This window comes from Brevibacterium oceani (assembly GCF_017948325.1).
GTDB classification, from domain to species: Bacteria; Actinomycetota; Actinomycetes; order Actinomycetales; family Brevibacteriaceae; genus Brevibacterium; species Brevibacterium oceani.
This window is the reverse complement of sequence record NZ_CP072846.1, coordinates 1,551,543-1,572,750: the sequence shown is the minus strand read 5'-3', so window position 1 is coordinate 1,572,750 and position 21,208 is coordinate 1,551,543. Positions and strand designations below refer to the sequence as shown.

Genomic DNA, 21,208 nt, shown 5'->3' with positions numbered 1-21,208 from the left:
ACGTGTTGGAGACCACCGAACGCGGACGCGAATACCAGGAACGGCTCACCGCCTTCATGGACGAACTCGTCTACCCGGCAGAATCCGTCTACCACGAGCAGATGTCCGCGGCGGCAAGCCCGCACACCCAGCCGCAGGTCCTCGAAGATCTCAAGGCTGAGGCGAAGAAGCGGGGGCTGTGGAATCTCTTCCACCCGCATCCCGACTGGGGGCCGGGCCTGACGAATCTCGAATACGCGCCGCTGGCCGAGATCACCGGACGCAGCATCGAGATCGCCCCCGAGGCGATCAACTGCAACGCCCCGGACACGGGAAATATGGAGGTCTTCACGCTCTTCGGCACCGATGAGCACAAGGAGAAGTACCTCCGTCCGCTGCTCGAGGGCACTATGGCCTCGGCGTTCGCCATGACCGAACCGGCCGTGGCCAGCTCCGACGCCACGAACGTCGAGATGCGCATGGAACGCACCGACGAGGGATTCCGGCTCAACGGCCGCAAATGGTTCGCCTCGAACGGCATGCACCCGAACTGCCGCGTGCTCATCGTCATGGGCAAGACCGATCCCAGCGCCGAGGTGCACCGGCAGCAGTCGATGCTCGTCGTACCCATCGACGCTCCCGGGGTCACCGTGGTCCGCAACCTCCCCGTCTTCGGCTATGCCGACCGGGAGGGACACGCCGAAATCGTCTTCGAGGACGTACTCGTCCCGTTCAAGGACATACTCAAAGGCGAAGGCGAAGGGTTCGCCATCAGCCAGGCCCGGCTGGGACCCGGCCGCATCCACCACTGCATGCGCGCCATCGGAGCCGCCGAGCGGGCGCTCGAACTCATGGTCAAGCGCGCCGAATCGCGCGTGACCTTCGGTGAGAAGCTCTCAGATCGGTCGAACATCCAGGACTGGATCGCCGAATCCCGGATCGAGATCGACCAGGCCCGCCTGCTCACCCTGCACGCCGCGGACATGATGGACAAGTACGGCAACAAGGTCGCGAAGAACGAGATCGCCGAGATCAAGGTCGTCGCCCCGTCGATGGCGCTCAAGGTCATCGATCGGGCGATCCAGGTCCATGGCGGAGGCGGGGTCACCGACGACTTCCCACTGGCCCGGCTCTGGGCGCATATGCGCACCCTGCGACTGGCCGACGGGCCCGACGAGGTGCACAAACGCTCCATCGCCCGCAACGAGATCAAGAAGCACCGAGGCTGAGGTCTCGGCCGTAGCCCGCGGGACCGACTCCCGCGGGTCACGGCACCCATCCGGTCGAGACCGCCAGAGAGGTCTCGACCGGGTACCCATCTGAAAGGATGTTCGATGACGAACAGCTGGTATGACACTCGTCCCTGGATCACGACACTGGGCGACCTCGCCCACGAACCCTATGTTCTGCCCGATTCGACACCGCTCGACGATCTTGCCGCGACCGTCGCTGCCCGCGGTGACGACGAGGCCTTCACCTACTACGGCTTCCGGCTGACCTGGGCCGAATTCGATCGGCGGACGACGGCGTTCGCGGCGTTCCTCGCCTCCCGTGGAATCGCGCCCGGGGCCCGGCTGGGCATCTACGACCAGAACACCCCGGCCTTCGTCATCGCGACCTATGCCATCTGGAAGGCAGGCGGTGCCGTCGTGCCGCTCAATCCGATGTATCGCGGCGAACTCGAGCACATCTTCGCGGACTCGGAGATCAGCGGACTCATCGTGTCGAAGGCCGCCTATCTCGATCGGGTCAAGGACTACGCCGGCGATCTGCCGCTCGTCGTCCTCAGTGACGATCGCAGTTTCCAGGAGCACGGTCCGGACGCGATCTTCTCGATGTTCGCCGAGCTTCCCGACGTCCCCGATCTGCCCGATTTCGAGGCGGCCGTCGACGACAACCTCGACACCGACTTCACACCTCACTCCCCCACACCGTCCGACCTCGCTCTCGTTGCCTACACCTCGGGCACCTCGGGGCGGTCGAAGGGTGCGGCGGCGACGCATGCGAACATCTCGAGCAATTCGCGCTACTGTCTGCGCAACCCCGTGCTCGGCCCCGGCGACGGCTATCTCACCCTTGCCCCGCTGTTCCACATCACCGGTTTCGTCTGCCAATTCCTCGCCTCGGTCGCCGGTGGGGCCAGGCTCATCCTCAACTACCGGTTCGAGCCTGGTTCGTTCATTGCTCTGTGCGCCGCGGAGAAGCCCGCCTATATGGCGGGACCCGCGACGGTCTACACCGCCCTGATGGCGCATCCGGACTTCGACCCGGAGAAGTTCGCCTCGTTCAAGTCGATGATGTCCGGCGGTGCTCCCCTGCCGGAAGGTCTGGTCAATAAGTTCGAGGAACGCGCACACATCTACGTCGGTCAGGGATACGGCCTGTCCGAGACCTGCGCCCAAGTGGCCACCGTGCCGCACGGGTTCAACGCTCCCGTCGACCCCGACAGCGGGAACCTCGCCTGCGGACTGCCTCAGCCCGACGTCCTCATCCGCATCCTCGATGACGAGGGGCAGCCTGTCGGCCCGGGCGAGGTGGGCGAGGTCGCGATCTCCGGACCCCAAGTCGTCTCGAGCTACCTCAACAACCCCGAGGCGACAGCCGTGCAGATCCCCAACGGCGAACTGCACACCGGGGACGTCGGGTTCATGCGTGAGGACGGGTGGCTGTTCATCGTCGATCGCAAGAAGGACATGATCAACGCCTCAGGCTTCAAGGTCTGGCCCCGCGAGGTCGAGGACGTCCTCTACACGCATCCGGCGATTCAGGAGGCCGCGGTCGTCGGCATCCCCGATGACTACCGCGGCGAGGACGTCGCCGCGTTCGTCACCCTCCAACCCGGCGCCGAGGCGACTCCTGAGGAGATCATCACCTTCTGCCGTGAGCGTCTGGCCTCCTACAAGGCACCGCACCAGGTCACGTTCATCGACCAGCTGCCGAAGACGAGCTCGGGCAAGATCCTGCGCCGCACGATCCGTGCTGACGCCGTCGAGGCTGCGCAGGCGGCGCGCGAGGAAGCACAGGGAGCCACCGGGTCTCACTGACGCCTGGCGCGTTCGTGGCGGCCGACGATCCGATTGAGGGTCGTCGGCCGTCTCATTCGGTTCGCCTCACCCGCCAGATTGCTCAGAGTCGCTGGTCGATCGTTCGATTGCCGTCCGAGGTGTGGAAGAGTAGCGTGTCCCCGTGCGGAGACGGAGTGAGTCTCCGGGAAGTGACGAGCGCGAAGAAAGCACGTGGTGAGCATGGGTGATTGGTTCGAATCACGACCGTGGATGGCGACCTGGGGCGATGCGGCTCCGCAGCCGAATGTTCTGGAACCGTCGACGACCGTGGCCGACCTGGCCGCAACGGTCGAGGCACACGGCGAGGCCACAGCGATCAGCTACTACGGGTTCTCGCTCACGTGGACGGAGTTCGACCGCTGGAGCAGCGCCTTCGCCTCATTTCTCACGTCGCACGGGGTCACCCGCGGTGATCGCATCGGAATCTATGACCAGAACACCCCGGCGTTCGTCATCGCGAGCTACGGGATCTGGAAGGCCGGCGGCGCGGTCGTGCCGCTCAATCCGATGTATCGCGGCGAACTCGTGCACATCTTCGACACCGCCGAGGTCACGGGCATCCTCGTCTCGAAGGCCGCCTACCTCGACCGTGTACGGCCCTTCGCCGAGTCCGTGCCTCTCGTCGTTCTCAGTGATGATCGTGATTTTCAGGTCGAGGGACCTGATTCGATCTTCTCTGCGTTCGCGGATCTGCCGCCCGTCAGCGATACCTTCGATTTCCGCACCGTCGTCGAGGACCACCTCGACGACGGCTTCATCCCAGAACGGCCCGCCGCCGACGATACGGCTCTCGTCGTGTTCACCTCGGGCACCTCGGGGAAGTCGAAAGGGGCGATGGCCACCCACGCGAATGTGTCGAACAACGCCCGCCAGGCGGTGCGCACCTCAACGTTCACCCCCGGCGAGGGGTATGCGACTCTCGCTCCGCTCTTCCACATCACCGGATTCGTCAGTCAGTTCGTGGCCGCCGTTGCCGGTGGTGCCCGGCTCATCCTCAACTACCGTTTCCAACCGGGACCGATGCTCGAGCTGTGCCGCCGCGAACGCCCGGCGTACATGGTCGGACCGGCGACTGTCTACACCGCGATGCTCGCCCACCCCGATTTCACCGAGGATCACTTCTCCTCGTTCAAACGACTGAAGTCCGGTGGCGCTCCCCTGCCCGAGGGACTCGTCGATCGGTTCGAAGAGAAGACCGGACTCTACCTCCAGCAGGGCTACGGGCTGACCGAGACATGCGCACAGGTGGCCTCGGTGCCGGCCGGGATGCGGGCACCGGTCGATGAGAACAGCGGCAACCTCTCCTGCGGTCTGCCCCAGGTCGACACGTCTGTGCGCATCATCGATGGCTCCGGCGGCTCGCTCGGTCCGGGCGAGGTCGGAGAGGTGGCGGTGTCCGGCCCGTCGGTCGTTCCCGCCTATCTCAATGATCCGGAGGCGACGGCCGCGCAGATTCCCGGAGGCGAGCTGCGCACCGGCGATGTCGGGTTCATGGATGAGAACGGTTGGCTGTTCATCGTCGATCGGATGAAGGACATGATCAATGCCTCAGGGTTCAAGGTCTGGCCCCGTGAGGTCGAGGACGTCCTCTACACCCACCCGGGCATCCAGGAGGCGGCGGTCGTCGGCATCCCCGATGAGTACCGCGGTGAGGACGTCGCCGCGTTCGTCACTCTCCGCCCCGGCGCCGAGGCAGGTGCTGAGGAGATCATCACCTTCTGCCGTGAGCGTCTCGCCGCGTTCAAAGCACCTCACCACGTCACGATTCTCGAGCAGCTGCCGAAGACGACCTCGGGGAAGATCCTGCGCCGGACCATCCGCGCCGATGCCGTCCACGCCGCCGAAGCGGCTCGGAAGGCGGCACAGGGGTCAGCGGGCTCCGACTGACGAGTTGCGGACGATCCGTGCGGGATCGCCAAGCGATTTCCCGCACGGATCGTCCGCAACGTGTCGCCTCACTGCGTTGCGGAGTCGGTCAGGGAATGCGGGAGACCGGATACTTCTCGGCTGCGCTGCGGATCTCCGGAGTGAGGTCCGCGTCGTCGACGATTCCCGCCATCTCCCACTTATCGTGGACCGGACATCTTTGGAACCGGTAGGCACCGAATCGGATCGATTTGAACGACACCAGAGGAATCCAGCGTGTCCGGTAGTACCCGTCGCCTGAGCAGCGGACGATGACTTCGTCGGCATAGGTCTTCTCGCTCATATGCTCAGGCTAGCGCATGGTCACTTGCCGAACTGGAACTGCGCTCAGCCGAGGCTGACGGTGTGTGCTCCGCCGAGGCGTGCGAACCGGTCGGGCTGGCAGGTGAGCAGGATGACCTGCGCGTTGCGGCCGACATTGCCGAGGATGACGTTGAGCGCGGACAGACGCTTCTCATCGGCGAAGCCGAACGCGTCATCGAGGATCACCGGAGCACCCGACGACTCATCGACGAGGGTGGCCACGGCGAGGCGTCCGATGAGAGCCAGCTGCTCCTTCGTTCCGCCCGAGAGCGATTCGAAGCTCACCGTGCGGCCATCGAGTGTGCGGGAGACGATCTCGAGGTCTTCGGAGATCTCCACCGACAGCCCCTGGCCGAAGATCACCCGTCCGAGCCTCTCGATCTGCTCTTTGAACGGGGCCACGTACTGTCGCTGCGCTTCTTCCTTGTAGGCGAGCACCGTCTCACGCAGTAGCCGGATCGCCTCCGCCTGCCGGCGCAGGCGTGCCAACCGTGAGCGCAGCGAATCCAGGGTCTCCTCCGCGACCTTGAGTCTGTCGTAGATGCCCTCGGCCGCCCGGTCGTCGATGAGAGCCGAGAGTCGATCGACCTCCTGCCGCCCCGTATCCTGCTCCCGCTGTTTGCTGTCGAGGAGCTGGAGGGCGTTCTGCAGCCGCATCTCCAGGGTCTCGGGGTCGGCGGCTTCGTAGCGTGCCCGGGCCGCGGCGGCCTCTTCCTGACGCTTCTTAGTCTGTTCCTGCGCGCTGGCGTGTGCGTCTTTCAGCGCCTCATCGGAGTGTGCGTCCCGATCAACGGCCAGCCGCGCGGTGAGGTTCTCATGTGTCGTCATCGCCTGTTCGTGATGAGCCTGCGCTCGGACCGTGGCGACCCGTGCCTCGTCGCGGTCGGTGCGGGTGCGATCGAGCGCGGCGCGGGCCTTGTCGACGGCGTCCTGTGCGGTGTCGACGGCTGCCGTGGTCGATTCGACCTTCGCTTCGAGTTCGTCGATCGTGGCCACATCGGCCTCGGCGTCGCCTCCCGCAGGCTCTCCGGCTTCGACGATGAGCTGTTCGGCTCGGGACAGCGCCGCGTCCAACCGGTCACGGTCGTCGTCGCCGATGAGCGCGCGCAGCGTCGAGTTCGCCTCCGCCAGCAGCGCTTCGGCATTCGTGCGCACCTCGGCGCGCTCACGCGCCTGGTCGAGCGAGTCGACGCCGAGTCGTTCGAGTTCGGCGTCGAGTGCGCTGCGCGCCTGATCGACGGCACGGTCGAGTTCGGCCGGGGACTGTCCCGGCCGCACCGTGATGTCGACGACGGAGTCGATGACGATGCTTGTGTCCTTGACGACGGCGAACTCGGCGTCGGTGGTCTCCGAGAGCGCGGTTCCGTCGATCCTGACATCGGTGTCCCCGAGTCGCCTGGCGGTGATGTGCGCGGCCGCGGCGGTCTTCGCCTTCTGTGCGATGCGCACCTCGGTGACGAGGTCGCCGAGGTGGTCGACGTCCTTCGCCGTCACGGTGATCGAACCGATCGTCGCCCTCGCGTCGGCCGCTCTGCTCTCCTGGTCGCGGATGCTGCCCAACCGCCTGCGCAGTTCGCTGACCTCTCGGCGGGCACGGACGTGGGCGAGGCTCGCGGATGCCGTCTTCGCGTCGGTTCGCGCGGTCTCGAGTTCGGTCTGCCTGGCGTCGAGGGCCAGCTGCGCTCGGGCGACGACTGCGTCCTGGTCGCGTTCGGTCTCCGTGACCGTCTCCCGGCGCGCTGCCGCCTCTTTCACTGCCTCGTCGGCTGCGGTCGTCTCGGCGATGAGCCGACCGCGGCGGTCGTGGGCCTCCGCGGCCCGCTCCTCTTCGCGTTTCGCGGATTCGGCCGCCTCGGCGGCACGGTCGAGCTCGGCCTTGAGCCCGGAAACGGCCTTCGCCGCCTCTTCGGCCTCCTCGCGTTCGGTCACGGCCGCGGTCAGCTGATCGCGCACGGTCGCCAGGCGGTCGGCGGCTCGGGCGTGCCGTTCGACGAGTGCATCCATGTCCTTGCTGCGCTCGTCGAGGGTCCGATGCTGCTCTTCGGCGGCCGGAAGCTCGTCGGTGAGCTTCTTCAGCTCTCCGGTCTCCTTGCCCTTGGCCGTGAAGAATTTGAGGTATTCGCCCTCGACCAGGTCGAGGAAGGCATCGTGATCGGCCGGCGCCTCCCCCGATGCGTTGAGCGCGCCGTGCAGCGCTTTGATCTCGGCCAGCGGTGCTTGGGCGAGGCTTCGGCCCTGGGCGACGTCGAGAGCATCGAGAAGGTCGATGTCAACGGTTTCGTCGAGGAGGGAAAGAAAGCGTTCATGGGCCTCATCGCCGCTGAGCTGCTCGGGTGCAGGCGCCAGGATGTGCAGTTCGGTGAAGGGCTGCTTGAGCCAGCGTTTGCTGTAGCGGACCTCGTAGTCGCCGGTGCTCAGGTGCAGTTCGACCTGGGGGCCGACGTCGGAGCCGACCGGCTGGGTGTCCTTGACGCTGGCCTTCCTGGAGCTCGCTTTGTCCTCGCGCAGTTGGGTGATGGCCTGGTGGATCGAGGACTTGCCGATCTCGTTCGGTCCTTCGACGATCGTCACGCCGGGACCGAACTCGACGGTGGACTCGGTGATGCCCCGGTAGTCGGTGAGGGTGATCGAGTGGAGTCTCATGAGCTGCTCCTGGCGAATCGGTAGAGCAGGCCGAGCGCGTCCTGGGCCGCGATCGCTGTGTCGTCCTCGGCCGCGGCGCGTGCGGAGAGTTCGTCGAGGGTGTCCTGCAGATACCCGCTCAGACCGAGGCCGGCGAAGTCCTCATCCGCGGCGATGATCGCGAGGTCCATGTGACGCTCCCAGAGGGAGACGAGGGCGAAGAGGTCGGTGAAATGGTCGAGGAGCTCGTCGAGTCGGGCCTTCGCCGCCGTCGGCAGGGTGCCGCGGAGGATGAGCCAGACCGCGGTGCGGTCCTTGTCCGCCACGGTGTTCATCCGCTGTTCGAACTCGTCGACGTCGGCTGCGGAGTTGAGGTCGGCGGCGATGACGGTGAAGTTCCAGGTGCCGAGGTGGATCTTCTCGACCTCGGCCGCATGGGTGTCGGCGTCGATGTCGACGAGCAGGACATTGCCCGGATCGTCTTCCCGCCGAGAGGTGACTTCCGGTGCTCCCGGGTACCAGATCCGATCGGCGACCTCGAAGGTGGCGTGCCTGTCACCGAGGGCGACGAACTGGGCACGGTCCTCGCGCAGCAGGGTCCTGAGGTTGTCGGTGTCGATCGTGGCCAACGATTCCCGATCGGGGTCGAGGACGCTCACGGCACCGTGACCGGCGATGATGCGCACGGAACCGGGAGCCACCTCGGCGAGGTCGGTCGTCGCCGCGGCGACGAGATCACCTTGGGGGTGCTTGGAGAACCAGGGGGCACCGACGATCTCGACTCCGGGGACGACCTCGAAGGGGCTGCTGTCGCGGAGCACATGGACGTGGTCGGGCACGCGTGAGGCGAACGCCGGGGAATCGTAGATCGACGCTGCGTCCAGGGGGTCGTGGTTGCCCGGCAGCAGGACCACGGGGACGGTGAACGAGGCGAGGGCTTCGAAGGTGCGGGCGATGATGGCGCGGTCGAGCTGATTGGTCTCGAACACGTCCCCGCAGACGAGCACGAACTCTGCGTCCTGCTCCTTCGCAAGCTCACCGATGCGGGAGACGACATCGAGGCGGGCGCGGTGGAAGCGGGGGCGAGCCTCCGGGCTGAGGTAGTGGGCCGTCATCCCCAGCTGCCAGTCCCCCGTGGCGATGAATCTCATCTGCTCCTCCTCATCTCTCTCCCATCCTACGGGCGAGTGACCACCGTATCGGCCGGTCATGACATAAGTGAGGCACAGCACACGCTGAACCCACCCCGGGCGCCCCACCTGGGCGAACACGGCAGTCCAGGAGGCGAAGCACGCGCACCCGCGGCAGCCCCGGCCGATACGACATCTCAAGTACGGGACCCGAACCTAACTCTTAGGTTAGGCTAAGCATTTGTGAACTCCACTGCACTTACCGCCACCGACCTCGTCCTCGGCTACGATCGGGCTCCCGTCGTCCACGAGGTGAGCCTGTCGGTCGCCCCCGGAGAGGTGACCGCGCTGCTCGGCCCCAACGGCTCCGGCAAGTCGACCGTGCTGCGCTCCCTGGCCAGGCTCCACCCGATCACCTCGGGCGAGGTCGTCGTGACCACCAACGCAGCGACCATGCAGGCGAGCGCCCTGAGCGCCAAGGAGTTCGCCCGCATCGTCACGCTGCTGTCCCAGTCGCGCCCCCACCCGTCGGGGTTGAGCGTGCGTGAGATCGTCGCCTACGGTCGGCACCCACACCGCAAGCGCTTCGCCGCACTCACGGACACCGATCGGGAAGCCATCGACCGGGCCCTCGAGCTCACGGGCACCATCCGCATGGCCGACCGGCCTGTCGATCAGCTCTCCGGCGGCGAACTCCAACGCGTCTGGCTGGCCACCTGCCTCGCCCAGGACACCGGCGTGCTGCTGCTCGACGAACCGACGAACCACCTCGACCTGCGCTATCAGGCGGAGATCCTCGACCTCATGCGCGAACTCGCCGATGACCACCACATCGCTGTCGGAGTCGTCCTCCACGACCTCGGACACGCGGCCACAGTCGCCGATCACGTCGTCCTCCTCGACCAGGGGCGCATCCGTTCCGTCGGCACCTGCGAAGAGGTCTTCACCGCCGACGTCCTCAGCGAGGTCTACGGGCTGCCCATCTCCACCCGCATCGATGCGGAGACCGGACTGGTCAGGGTCGAAGCACTCAACCGGCGACGCCGCCGCGCCGCCGTCTGAACCACGCCACCAACCGCCGAGACACCATCGGCCCATCAGAAAGTAGACCATGACGAGAACACCCCTGCCGCGCACCGCCTTCGCCGCATTCGCCTCGGCGAGCGCGATCTGCGCTTTCGCCCTCACCGGATGCGGCACCACCGACACCGAGGCACCGGCCGATGCGCAGTCGACGGCCTCGGCATCATGCGCGGACGACTCGAGCGCCACCTCGGCGGATCCGGTCACCGTCAAGGACGACACCGGCCACGAAATCACACTCGACAAGCCGGCCGCGAAGGTCGTCTCCCTCGAATGGCAGTACACCGAGGACCTGCTGTCGCTGTGCGTCGACCCCGCCGCCGTCGCCGATGCGAAGGGCTTCACCACGTGGGATACCGCAGAGAAGCTGCCGGACGGCGTCACGAATGTCGGCACCCGGCAGGAACTCAACGTCGAGTCGATCCTCTCGGCCGATCCTGATCTCGTCATCATCGAGACGACGAACCGAAAGGACAAGATCGTCGGTCAGCTCGAGGACCAGGGCATCCCGGTCATGGCGATGGCCGGGGCCGACGCGAAGGACCCCGTCACATATATGAAGGACACGTTCACCACGGTGGCGGAGGCGACCGGCCGCACCGAACGTGCGAAGACCGTGCTCGGCGACTTCGATGCCAAGCTCGCGGAGTCGAAGAAGGCCATCGCCGAGGCGGACCCGGAGACCACGGACTTCGTGTACTTCGACGGGTGGGTCAACGGGTCGAATGTGGCACTGCGTCCCTTCGGGCAGGGATCGCTGTTCGGTGAGCTCGGTGAGGAGTTGGGACTGAAGAACGTGTGGACCGGCGAGGTCGATCCCGCCTACGGCCTCGGCCAGACCGACATCGAGGGCATTGCGAAGGTCGGCGACGCGAACTTCTTCTACACCGGCACCGAGGATCCGGAATCCGAGGACTATGTCGAGCTGCTGAGGAAGAACGACATCTGGGCGAACATCCCCGCCGTCGAGGACGATCGCACGTGGGCGTTCCCGGCCGGCATCTGGACCTTCGGCGGGCCCAAGTCCTCCGAACAGGCCATCGACGCCTACGTCGATGCGCTGACGAAGTAGTCCATGACCGCACCCGCGACGGCAATGACCGAGGACAAGACGACGAGGGAATCGGCCGCGGCCCGGCGCCGCAGCGGTGGGATCGTCGGCGCAGTCTCGGCGACCGCGGTGCTGCTGGGCCTCACCGCCGTCCTCGTCCTCCTCGCCGCCTGGCACATCACCCAGGGCACCTCCGGGATCGGTGTCCGCGATCTGCTGGCTTCCTTCTTCGGGCAGGACTCCTCCCTCGCCGAGCCGGGTCCCGGTGCCCGTGACATCCTCCTGGGGTCGCGGCTGCCGCGCGTGGGGGCTGGTATTCTCGTCGGCATCGCTCTCGGCGTCGCCGGGGTTCTCTTCCAGTCCCTGGCACGCAACCCCTTGGCCTCGCCGGACACTCTCGCCGTCACGGGAGGAGCGTATTTCGCCGTCACCGTGACCACGGCCTTCGGCATCACGATCCCGATGTGGGCATCGGGAGGCGTCGCATTCATCGGCGGTCTGCTGGCCGCGATCCTCGTGCTGGGCCTCGCCGGAGGTGCCGCGGCGTCGACGACGCGGCTGGTACTCGCGGGCACGGCCACTGCCATGGCCTTGCAGGCCGGAACCTCGACGCTGCTCATCCTCTTCTCCGAGGAGACCACAAGTCTCTTCTCATGGGGGTCGGGCACCCTCAACCAGCTCGATGGGACGGCCGCCGTGCGCAGCATCCCCGTCATCGGCGTCATCGTTCTCGGGGCGATCCTGCTGTCCAGGTGCCTGGATCTGCTCGGCCTCGGCGATGATGCGGCTTCGGTGCTCGGAGTCCCGATCCGTTCGACCCGGTCGGTCGGCATCCTCTTCGCCGTCATCCTCACCGCCACCGCGGTGACGCTGGCCGGACCGATCGGCTTCGTCGGACTCTGCGCGCCGGTCATCGCCCGTCTGCTCGCCCGTATCGTTCCGGTGCTCGGTCGGCATGCGGTGATGATCCCGGCGACCGGTCTCATCGGAGCGATCATCGTCATCCTCGCCGATGCAGTGCTGCGCGCGATCGTCGGGGCCACCGAGGCGATCACCCTGCCCTCGGGTGTGACGACGACGATCCTCGGCTCGATCGTGCTCGTCCTCCTCGCCAGGTCGATGCGGTCCTCGGGACCGGCGCAGGCCACCTCGGCGGCGAAGTCGACGCTTATCGGTCCACGGCGGGCGGGGCTGGTCATCGGTCTCGGAGTCGTCGTCCTCATCGTCGCGTCCGTGCTCGGTCTGCTCACCGGGGAACGGTTCTACCTCCTCGGCGACGGTCTGCTGTGGCTGCAGGATCGGGCGGCTCCGGTCATCGACTTCGCCTTCGACTCCCGGGCACCGCGGGTGGCGGCAGCGTTGGCCGCCGGTGCCGCGCTCGGGCTCTCGGGCACCCTCGTCCAGGCCAGCGCCCGGAATCCTCTCGCCGAACCAGGACTGCTCGGCATCACCGGCGGGGCCGGACTGGGTGCGGTCATCGTCGTCACCCTCATCCCCGGCGCGGGCATCGGATTGGTCTCCGGTGTGGGCATCGTCGGGGCCCTCGCGGCGTTCGCGATCGTCTACGGACTCTCGTGGCGGGGCGGGATGAATACGGACCGGCTCGTCCTCATCGGCATCGGTCTGTGGTTCGGGTTTACCTCGCTGACCACGCTGTTCCTCGTCCGCGCGAACCCCTGGGATACCCCGACCCTGTTCACATGGCTGTCGGGATCGACCTACGGGCGGGTGTGGGCCGACGTCGCCCCGGTCGCCCTCGCCCTCCTCGTCGCGGTGCCCGCGGCGTTCGTGTGGACGCGTGAACTCGATCTGCTCGCCCTCGACGACGATACGCCGAGGCTGGTCGGCGTTGCGCGCGAATCGGTGCGTCTCGCGGTGCTCATCACCGCCGCCGTGCTCGCCGCGGTGAGCGTCTCGGCCGTCGGCGTCGTCGGCTTCATCGGCCTCGTCGCCCCGCATGCCGCCCGCGCGCTGGTCGGTGCCCGGCATCGTCGGGTCGTGCCGGCCGCGATGATCCTCGGAGCCGTCGGCCTCGTCGTCGCCGACGCCGTGGGCCGCACCGTCATCGCCCCGGCGCAGATCCCCGCCGGGCTCATCGTCGCCCTCATCGGCGCCCCCTACTTCGTCTACCTGCTCGCCCGGTCACGGGCGTGAGGTCTGTGCGGCTGGTGCACAGTCTGTGGCAGAGGCCGCCGAATCGGGATTCGGCGGCCTCTTCACTCCATGCGATTCTCAGATGATTCCAGTCGGCACGAGCAGAGCCCACGCGAGCAGCGGTGCGCAGAGGACGACGAACCCGGCATAGATGAGAAGGTCACGCCAGATCGTCTTCGCCTCGCTGCCGTGAGTATTGGCGATGATGAGCGCACCGTCGGTCGAGAAGGGAGAGACGTCGACGATAGTCGCCGATACGGCGAGCGCCGACATCACCGCAGTCGCGCTGAGGCTGCTCTGCTCCAGCAGAGGAATGGACAGCGGAATCATCGCGGTCAACAACGCCGTCGACGAGGCGAAGGCGGAGCTGACCCCGATGACGTAGCAGAGGACGATGGCGACAACCAACGGAGCGCCGATCGCCACTGCCATCGTCGACAGCGAGTCGATGACTCCGGCGTGGGTGAGCATGCTGACATAGACGATCATGCCCGACACCAGCAAGACGGTCGACCACGAGATTCCGGAGACGAAGTTCTCTGAGTTCCTCAGTGAGGTGAACGCCAGCACGAGACCGCACGCCAGCCCGAGGAAGCCGATCGGCAGTTCGAACCCGACCGCACCGATGACCATGACGACGATGAGACCGATCGTCAACCACACCTGACGCGTCATCGGCGAGGTCGTCGCCGGTGCTTCGGGTTCAACGGCCACGGCTGTCGCAAAGCCGCCGCCCGACGTGGTGCTGCCACCTGAGGAGTCGAGCCCCTCGGCCTCCGGGCCCGAGCCCCGCGAGGCTCCCCAGCTCTCGAGCGCGTCAGGGTCGGGCACTGTGCGCAGTCGCCCGAGTGCTTTCATCACGACGACGGTGAGGATCGTCACGAGCAGGTTGACCGCGTAGGCGGCGACGAAGAGAGCAGCGCGGTTGATCTCGAAGCCATTGGCCTCGGCAATGTCGCGAACGATGTTTCCGGACACGGAGATCGGAGAGAAGCCGCCGGCGTGTGCACCGTTGATGACCATCGCTCCCATCACCACCCCGCTGTAACCGGTCGAGGCACAGAACCCCATGGCAGCCGGTGCCAGGAGAGCGACCGCGGCGGGAGAGAACGTGCCCATCGCAGTGAGCAGAGAGGACACGACGAAGAAGATCCACGGCACGATATTGATACGCCCTCGGACGGCTCTGATGGCCAGATCCACGAGCACCCTGATGGTCCCGTTCTTCTGGGCGATGCTGAAGAAGAAGGTCACACCGACGATCGTCAGCACGATGCTGGCGGGAAATTCCTCGAGTATCTCCTTGTCATCCATCCCGAACACGAAGGTGCCGAAGACGAATGCGCCGACGAGGCCCATGACACCGATGTTGATGGGCCATTTCGTGGCGGCGATGAACATCACCACCAGCACCACAAGCATGAGTATCTGAACGACGGTCATAGGTGTTCCTCCAACTTCATTGTCAGCTGATCTTCGTCGAGAAGAGTCAGGTATTGCGTGAGACGGCCGTCTATGAGACCAGGGGGAGATCGATGTCTGCGTGCGCGATCCGCCGGGCCACTCGTCTGACGCCGAGACGAGCGACTCGCCCTTCCGGGGTGAGCTGGACTCGGCAGACGATGACGCCCACGGGAGTTCCGATGCGGATTGCCACCTCGTTGTCGGTGTCGACGGCCCGCAGAACTCGGCCGTCGATGGCGGCATTGGCAAGGCTGCCGTCGACGAACGCGTCCCGAGCCAGAGCAATCGCCGAGGTGATCCCGATGGCCGGGTGCAGATCGAACATCGACACCATCCGCGCGGAGATGTCGTAGTCGACGGAGGAGATCCTCTCCCCCGAGATGGTGGTGTAGTCGGACGGCGGAGCGATGACTCCGACCTTGGGCACGGCGGGGCTCGGATCCTCGCCCTCCCCACTCAGTCCCATCGACCTCGAAGCGGCTGCTCGGATCGCAATGAGCTCGCTGAGCCTCAGACGCAACTCAGCGACCGGTTCGGCGCCTGACATTCCGAGTCCGACGGCACTGACGAAGCATGCTGGAGCGCCGGCGTCGATGCAGCTGACTGCGATCGACGAGCCGTCGATATCCAGCAACACAACCGGCCCCCCGGTCGGCAGCAGTTCACCTGTGGAGGCACCGTCGATGTTCTCGAAGAAGACGTTGACCGGTATCCCCGGCATCGAGCTTCCCGGAATCGTCTCGGAGCCGTTCGCCGGAATCCGTTTTCCAGGAGTCGCCACGTAGGCGACCACGACGGAACGGGTGTTCTCGTTGACCATCCGCACCATGGTGACCTCACCCCGAGGCCGGACCAGTCCGTTCTGGATGGCGTATAGCGCCACAGCCGAGGCACAGTTGCCGCAGTTCGATGTGAACTCCACCGCCGGCTGGCCGATCCCGACCTGAGCGAACAGGTAACTGACATCGATGCCGGGGATCGCCGACGGTGAGATGACAGCGGCTTTGGACGTCGTCGAGGAAGCCCCGCCGACTCCGTTGAGCTGGCGTTCGTCCCCCGATCCGAAGGCCGCAGACAGAGAGAGGGCGATGTCCTCCCTTTCCGCGGGCATCTCGTCGTTGGCGAACAGCCAGCACTTCGATGTCCCGCCTCTGTACCACTGGCCGTGGAGTTGACCTTCCACTCGCGTCTCCTTGATCCGTCATCGCGCTCTGCACCGACAGAAATCAAGTTTCCACATTGTCTAGTTAAGTTCAATCAATACTTGTTTAGCTCTACGTAAGTTATTCTTAAATCATGAGTTCAGCCCCTTATAACGTCGACCGGCTCCTCCTTCTGCTGCTCGTCTACCGGACAGGCAGTCTCTCCGCCGCAGCCGACGAACTCACCTTGTCGGCCTCGGCAGTGTCGCAGCAGATCAGCAAGTTGGAGCGCGAAGTCGGCCTGCCGCTGGTCGTCCGTCACCCCAAGGGCATGCGACTGACCGATGCGGGGATCAGACTCTCGACGTATGCGACGACCATCGACAATGCGCTCACTGCCGCCCGCAACGACATGTCGGCCTTCGCACAGCTGGATCGGGGTGAAGTGCGAATTGCCACGTTTCCGACCTTCGCCGCATCGGTCATGCCGAAGGTCCTCCAGCACTTCCATGAGCTGCACCCGGATGTCGATGTGACGGTCAAGAGCTATCGGCTCGATCGCATCCAAGAAGCACTCGAACGACGCGAAGTCGACCTCGCGACCCTGTGGGACTACCCATGGGCGCCGATCGATCATCAGATCCCGGTGAAGACGACACTGCTCAAGGAACCCACCATGCTGTTGCTGCCCTCCACGCACCCGCTCGCGAGGCGCAGAATCGTGCAGCTGGAAGAGGTCGCCGACAATCCGTGGATCACCCGCTCATCTCACCCAGTCGCCTCGGTCCTCAGTCGCATCTGCCGCGAGGCGGGTTTCGATCCGCGAGTCGTATTCGAGGCCAACGACTATCAAGAGCTGCTCGGGATGGTGTCCGCCGGCTTGGGCGTGGCGATCGCTCCGCGGTTGGCCGTGCACTCTCACGGACCAGACGTCAAGGTCGTGTCGATCAGGGGAAATCCCGCTCCGCGTCGAATCGTCCTCTCACAGCTTCCCGAGCGCGTGCCGTCACCGGCAGTGCTGGCGCTGGTCCGCTCGTTCCGCACGATCGGCAGCGCAAAAGAGTGGCGAAGCTGACGCACTCTCGCGCTCGATCCGGAAGCGACGAGCCACCCGCTGCCGACAGGCTCAGAGTTCGGCACGCTCGGCGATGAATTCGCGCAAGCGTCGAACGACGCGACTGGGTCGCTTAACAGCCGAAACGAGGGCGATGTCCCGAACATAGGCCAAACCGCGCAGCTCAACCTCAGCGAGTCCGTCGATCGGGCGGACATCAGCTGGAATGATCGCCACCCCCATCCCGCGACTGACGAACTCACGGATCGTCGAATACTCGGTGACCTCGGCCTTGACATTGGGGACGAATCCAGCCTCTCGACACCAAGACCGCGTGAGTACGCGAAGATTGTAGGACTCAGGATTTGCGATGAACTGCTCCTTGGCCAGGTCGGCCAGATCCAGCTCGGGGCAGGATGCGAGTCGGTGGTCGGCCGGCAACGCGGCCACGATCCTTTGAGTCCCAATCACCTCGTGCGGCACCTCCGGCGGGGGCGGAATGATGAGGGCGAGATCGAGAGCACCCCTGAGCAGATCGTCGACGAGCTCGGCGCCGTGCGCCTGCTTGAGATCGAGCCGGATGCCCGGATGCTCCGCGGCGAAGGCGGCCAACAGGTCGGGCACCTCGCCGGCACCCATCGTCAGCGGGAATCCGAATCGGATCGTGCCGTGATCGGGGTCGGCCGCCTCGGCGATGTCGGTGAGCGCGGCACCGATCTCGTGCAGGGGCATCCGCACCGCGGCAGCGAGTTCGCGAGCCGCCTCGGTCAGGCCGATCGCCCGTCCGTGCGGAACGATGAGAGGCACGCCGAGGTGGTCCTCGAGTCCGTGGATGCGTCGGCTCATCGTCGACTGCGGAATGCCGAGCGCGGCGGCCGCCTCGGTGAGGTGTCCGTCCTGGTCGGCCAGCTCGACGAGCTCCCGCAGCGCCGTCAGCGGGAGACGGGCATCAATCGATCGTTCCATATTCGGATCATACACATCATTTTCCTCATTGGACGGATGATTCTTAGGCGCGCATCGTGAAGACATGTCTTCGCACACCACAGCTTCAGACCATCTGCCCGACGCCGACGTCGTCCTCATCGGCGGAGGAATCATGTCGGCGACGCTGGGCTCGATGCTCGCCCAGCTCGAACCCGAATGGCGCATCCTCATGCTCGAAAGGGCCGAGAGCATCGGCGGCGAGAGCAGCGATCCGTGGAACAACGCCGGTACTGGGCATTCGGGATTCTGCGAGCTCAACTACATGCCCGACCCGACCGACGGGTCGAAGTCCGCATCGATCGCAGGACAGTACCACCTGACCCGGCAGTGGTGGGCCGAGCTCGTGCGCCGCGGCCTGCTCGACCCAGAAGACTTCATCCACGAAACGGCGCACATGAACCTCGTCTTCGGCGCCGAGGACGTCTCCTATCTGCGCACTCGCGTCGAGACCCTGCGCGCCGATCCCCTGTTCGCCGAACTCGAGTACACCGACGACCCTGACACCATCGCCGAGTGGGCTCCGCTGACGATGGCCGGACGCCCCTCGACCGGTGAGCCGGTCGCTGCCGCCCGGCACCCGCGCGGCACGGACGTCGACTTCGGCGCGCTGACCCGCTCGCTCACACGCATCGGGACCACCGAGGTCCGCACCGGCCATGAGGTGACCGGGCTCGACCGGACGGACGAGGGATGGACGATCACCGGCTCGACCTCGCAGGGGTCGTTCACGGTGCGCGCGGGAACCGTCTTCGTCGGTGCAGGAGGGTTCGCCCTCCGACTCCTGCAGAAGGCGAAGGTCCCAGAGGTCCGCGGCTATGCGGTGCTGCCGGTCGGGGCCGCCTTCTACCGCTGTTCGACCCCGTCCGTCGTCGCCGACCACGATGCGAAGGTCTACGGGCAGGCCGATGTCGGTGCGCCACCGATGTCGGTGCCGCATCTGGACAGACGCGTCGTCGACGGCAAGGAGCACCTGCTGTTCGGCCCCTACGCCACATTCAGCACGAAGCTGCTCAAGCATGGCCGCCTCACCGACTTCTTCAGAACCCTGCGCCCCGACAACCTCCACGTCATCGCCGCCGCCGGCCTGCAGAATCTCAGCCTCGTGAGCTTCCTCATGAAGGAACTCGCAGCCGGCCCCGCCAAGAAGTTCGCCCAGCTGCAGCGCTACTACCCGCAGGCGCGGCGGAACGAGTGGACCCTCGCCCCGGCCGGTCAGCGGGCACAGCTGGTCACACCGGATTCGAAGCGGATCGGAGTCCTCCAGCAGGGCACCGAACTCGTCGTCTCCGCCGACGGTTCGATCGCCGGTCTGCTCGGCGCTTCCCCCGGAGCATCGACCGCGGTCCCGATCATGCTCAACCTGCTCCAGCGGGCCTTCCCCGTCCAGTGGAGTGAGCGCTGGAGCACAGCCATGACAGCAGCTGTCCCCGATCGCGCCCGACAGACATGGACCGCCGAGGCGGCCGCTCGCACCGTCACCGACACCGATGAGGCACTCGGCCTGGCACACGCACGCCGCTGACATCGGGCATCACCCACAACCGGCCCTGCCTCACACGAGGAGTCATTGGCAGAACCCCACAGCAGAAAACTCTCAGCGTTGTGGCAAGTTGAATTGCACGGGAGGCGAATCGACTCTAATGTGACTCACAACACTTACCGTTAGGGAGATCACATATGAGGCGTCTGACCCGCAGTTTCGTGGCCATCTGCTCAACCCTTGCGCTGGCGGCGGGTCTCGCCGCGTGCAGCGGCGGCTCCGACGAAGCCGGCGGTTCCGGCGACACGATCGTGGCGGAGACGGCGTTCAGCCTTGCGACGATCGATCCTCACCGGCAGTTCGAATTCACGGGCTCGACGATCGACAACACCCTTTACCAGACCGCTTTGGAATTCAAAGACGGCGACCTCACGAAACCCACCGACGGACTGTGCTCCTTCGAGATGTCCGATGACGACAAGACGATGACGCTCAAGCTCAAGCAGAAGGACGCGAAGTTCTCCAACGGCGATCCCGTCACCGTCGATGACATCGTCTTCTCCTTCGAACGCCTCCAGGGGCTCAAAGGAAATCCCTCCTTCTTCCTCGACGGAGTGAAGGTGAAGAAAGTCGACGACGAGACCATCGAGCTCAAAAGCGAGAAGCCCAACCCGGCGTTGCCCTACATCCTGCCGAACTCCTCGATCGGCATCGTCAACTCCGAGGTCGTCAAGGAGAACAAGGGAACCACCGACGAGAAAGACGGCGCCGAGCAGTTCCTCAACGAGAACTCGCAGGGCTCGGGCCCGTACAAGATCGACACCTACGACCCGGACAGCCAGGTCGTGCTCACCGCGAACGAGCATTACAACGGTCCGGCACCGAAGTACAAGCGGGTCGTTCTGCGCAACGTCTCGGCCGAAACGCAGCTCACCGACATTCAGTCCGGTCAGGCGCAGGTCGCCTACGACCTCAACTCCGACCAGGCGAACTCGATTGACGACAGCATGGCGCAGAAGACCTCGCTGCCGTCGACGCGCAGCCTCTACATCTTCAACAACATGGACTCCAAGGTCAGCGACATCACCACCAACGAGGACTTCCGCAAGGCTGTGGCCTCGGCCATTGACTACGACAAGATCCTCGAGCTCTCCGGCGAAGGCGCTCAGCGCATGGCCGGTCTCGTCCCGAACGAGTTCAACGGAGCCGTGCCGAAGGACCAGGCTCCCGAACGCGACCTGGCGATGACGAAGAAGCTTCTGAAGAAGTCCGGTTACGACGGTGAGAAGATTCCGTTCCACTACTCGAGCGACCAGTCCGTCAACGGCGTCGACCTCGCTCAGCTCGCCGAGACCCTGCAGGCCCAGCTCAAGGAGGCGGGCATCAACCTCGCGCTCAAGCCGGCTCCCAGCGCCACGCAGCTCGACGGCTTCCGTTCGGGCAAGCAGCCTATGGGCATTGGCACCTGGGGCGCGGACTTCCCCGACCCGTCGAACTACAACGTCTTCGTCCCCGGCGGCAGCGTCGCCGAACGCGTCAACTGGGATAAGGACGCCGATCCTGCGATCACGAAGCTCGCCGAGAAGGCGGAGAAGGCCGATGAGGATGCGCGCGGCGACGCTTACGCCGAGATGTACAAGTCACTGTCGGACACCGGGGTGTGGATCCCGCTCGTCCAGCCGGTCGACACCATCGTCGTGGGCAACAGCGTGAAGAAGTTCGTCTCGAACGCAGACACCTCGTTCGACTTCGCAAAGGCAGAGTGAGG

Annotated in this window: 15 protein-coding genes; 9 read left to right on the top strand and 6 right to left on the bottom strand. The window is 65.7% G+C overall.

What is annotated here, in order from left to right; translation table 11 throughout:
* Positions 1–2: 2 nt before the first annotated feature.
* The 3 genes from J9314_RS06885 (at position 3) to J9314_RS06875 (ending at position 4,931) form a co-directional block, all read left to right on the top strand.
* Entirely contained in the window at positions 3–1,208 is a 1,206-nt protein-coding gene (locus J9314_RS06885) for an acyl-CoA dehydrogenase family protein (RefSeq protein ID WP_210605069.1), read from the top strand.
* A gap of 105 nt (positions 1,209–1,313) precedes the next feature.
* Positions 1,314–3,023, top strand: a complete 1,710-nt coding sequence (locus tag J9314_RS06880; protein WP_210605068.1) for a class I adenylate-forming enzyme family protein — start codon at positions 1,314–1,316, stop codon at positions 3,021–3,023.
* Between the two features lie 201 nt (positions 3,024–3,224).
* Positions 3,225–4,931: a class I adenylate-forming enzyme family protein gene (locus tag J9314_RS06875; RefSeq protein WP_210605571.1), complete on the top strand. Its 1,707-nt coding sequence runs from the start codon at positions 3,225–3,227 to the stop codon at positions 4,929–4,931.
* A gap of 88 nt (positions 4,932–5,019) precedes the next feature.
* Here the strand turns inward: J9314_RS06875 and J9314_RS06870 are convergent, their stop codons facing one another.
* Genes J9314_RS06870 through J9314_RS06860 form a run of 3 tightly spaced genes read right to left on the bottom strand, consistent with a single transcriptional unit; the run spans position 5,020 to position 9,046 of the window.
* The gene (locus J9314_RS06870) at positions 5,020–5,253 is read right to left on the bottom strand and encodes a hypothetical protein (RefSeq protein WP_210605067.1); all 234 of its coding nucleotides are present in this window, start codon (positions 5,251–5,253) and stop codon (positions 5,020–5,022) included.
* 44 nt (positions 5,254–5,297) lie between these two features.
* Complete coding sequence (locus tag J9314_RS06865; RefSeq protein WP_210605066.1) at positions 5,298–7,916, bottom strand: AAA family ATPase; 2,619 nt, start codon at positions 7,914–7,916, stop codon at positions 5,298–5,300.
* Complete coding sequence (locus J9314_RS06860; protein WP_210605065.1) at positions 7,913–9,046, bottom strand: metallophosphoesterase family protein; 1,134 nt, start codon at positions 9,044–9,046, stop codon at positions 7,913–7,915. Before J9314_RS06860 ends, J9314_RS06865 begins: the two co-directional genes overlap by 4 nt.
* Before the next feature lie 222 nt (positions 9,047–9,268).
* Between J9314_RS06860 and J9314_RS06855 the strand changes: the two genes are divergently transcribed.
* From J9314_RS06855 to J9314_RS06845, 3 genes are read left to right on the top strand one after another with little or no spacing between them, the layout of a single operon-like run.
* On the top strand, positions 9,269–10,087 hold the full coding sequence (locus J9314_RS06855) for an ABC transporter ATP-binding protein (protein WP_210605064.1): 819 nt from the start codon (positions 9,269–9,271) through the stop codon (positions 10,085–10,087).
* A 49-nt stretch (positions 10,088–10,136) separates the two neighbouring features.
* The gene (locus J9314_RS06850) at positions 10,137–11,180 is read left to right on the top strand and encodes an ABC transporter substrate-binding protein (protein ID WP_210605063.1); all 1,044 of its coding nucleotides are present in this window, start codon (positions 10,137–10,139) and stop codon (positions 11,178–11,180) included.
* A gap of 3 nt (positions 11,181–11,183) precedes the next feature.
* A complete protein-coding gene (locus tag J9314_RS06845) occupies positions 11,184–13,313 on the top strand; it encodes an iron ABC transporter permease (protein ID WP_210605062.1) in 2,130 nt (709 codons plus the stop codon).
* A gap of 78 nt (positions 13,314–13,391) precedes the next feature.
* On the opposite strand, the gene J9314_RS06840 is transcribed toward J9314_RS06845, so the two are convergent.
* Both J9314_RS06840 and J9314_RS06835 read right to left on the bottom strand, forming a co-directional pair.
* Positions 13,392–14,756 (bottom strand): SLC13 family permease, encoded by a 1,365-nt coding sequence (locus J9314_RS06840; protein WP_210605061.1) that lies wholly within the window; start codon positions 14,754–14,756, stop codon positions 13,392–13,394.
* Positions 14,757–14,826: 70 nt separating this feature from the next.
* Positions 14,827–15,960, bottom strand: a complete 1,134-nt coding sequence (locus tag J9314_RS06835; protein WP_210605060.1) for a PrpF domain-containing protein — start codon at positions 15,958–15,960, stop codon at positions 14,827–14,829.
* 113 nt (positions 15,961–16,073) lie between these two features.
* On the opposite strand from J9314_RS06835, the gene J9314_RS06830 reads away from it, so the two are divergent.
* Complete coding sequence (locus tag J9314_RS06830; RefSeq protein ID WP_210605059.1) at positions 16,074–16,994, top strand: LysR family transcriptional regulator; 921 nt, start codon at positions 16,074–16,076, stop codon at positions 16,992–16,994.
* A 51-nt stretch (positions 16,995–17,045) separates the two neighbouring features.
* Here the strand turns inward: J9314_RS06830 and J9314_RS06825 are convergent, their stop codons facing one another.
* Complete coding sequence (locus J9314_RS06825; protein ID WP_210605058.1) at positions 17,046–17,939, bottom strand: LysR family transcriptional regulator; 894 nt, start codon at positions 17,937–17,939, stop codon at positions 17,046–17,048.
* 64 nt (positions 17,940–18,003) lie between these two features.
* Here J9314_RS06825 and J9314_RS06820 point away from each other — a divergent pair, with 64 nt between their 5' ends.
* Both J9314_RS06820 and J9314_RS06815 read left to right on the top strand, forming a co-directional pair.
* On the top strand, positions 18,004–19,482 hold the full coding sequence (locus tag J9314_RS06820) for a malate:quinone oxidoreductase (protein WP_210605057.1): 1,479 nt from the start codon (positions 18,004–18,006) through the stop codon (positions 19,480–19,482).
* 155 nt (positions 19,483–19,637) lie between these two features.
* Positions 19,638–21,206 carry an ABC transporter substrate-binding protein gene (locus J9314_RS06815; RefSeq protein ID WP_210605056.1) on the top strand — a complete coding sequence of 523 codons (1,569 nt, stop codon included), beginning with the start codon at positions 19,638–19,640 and terminating at the stop codon, positions 21,204–21,206.
* Positions 21,207–21,208 lie beyond the last annotated feature (2 nt).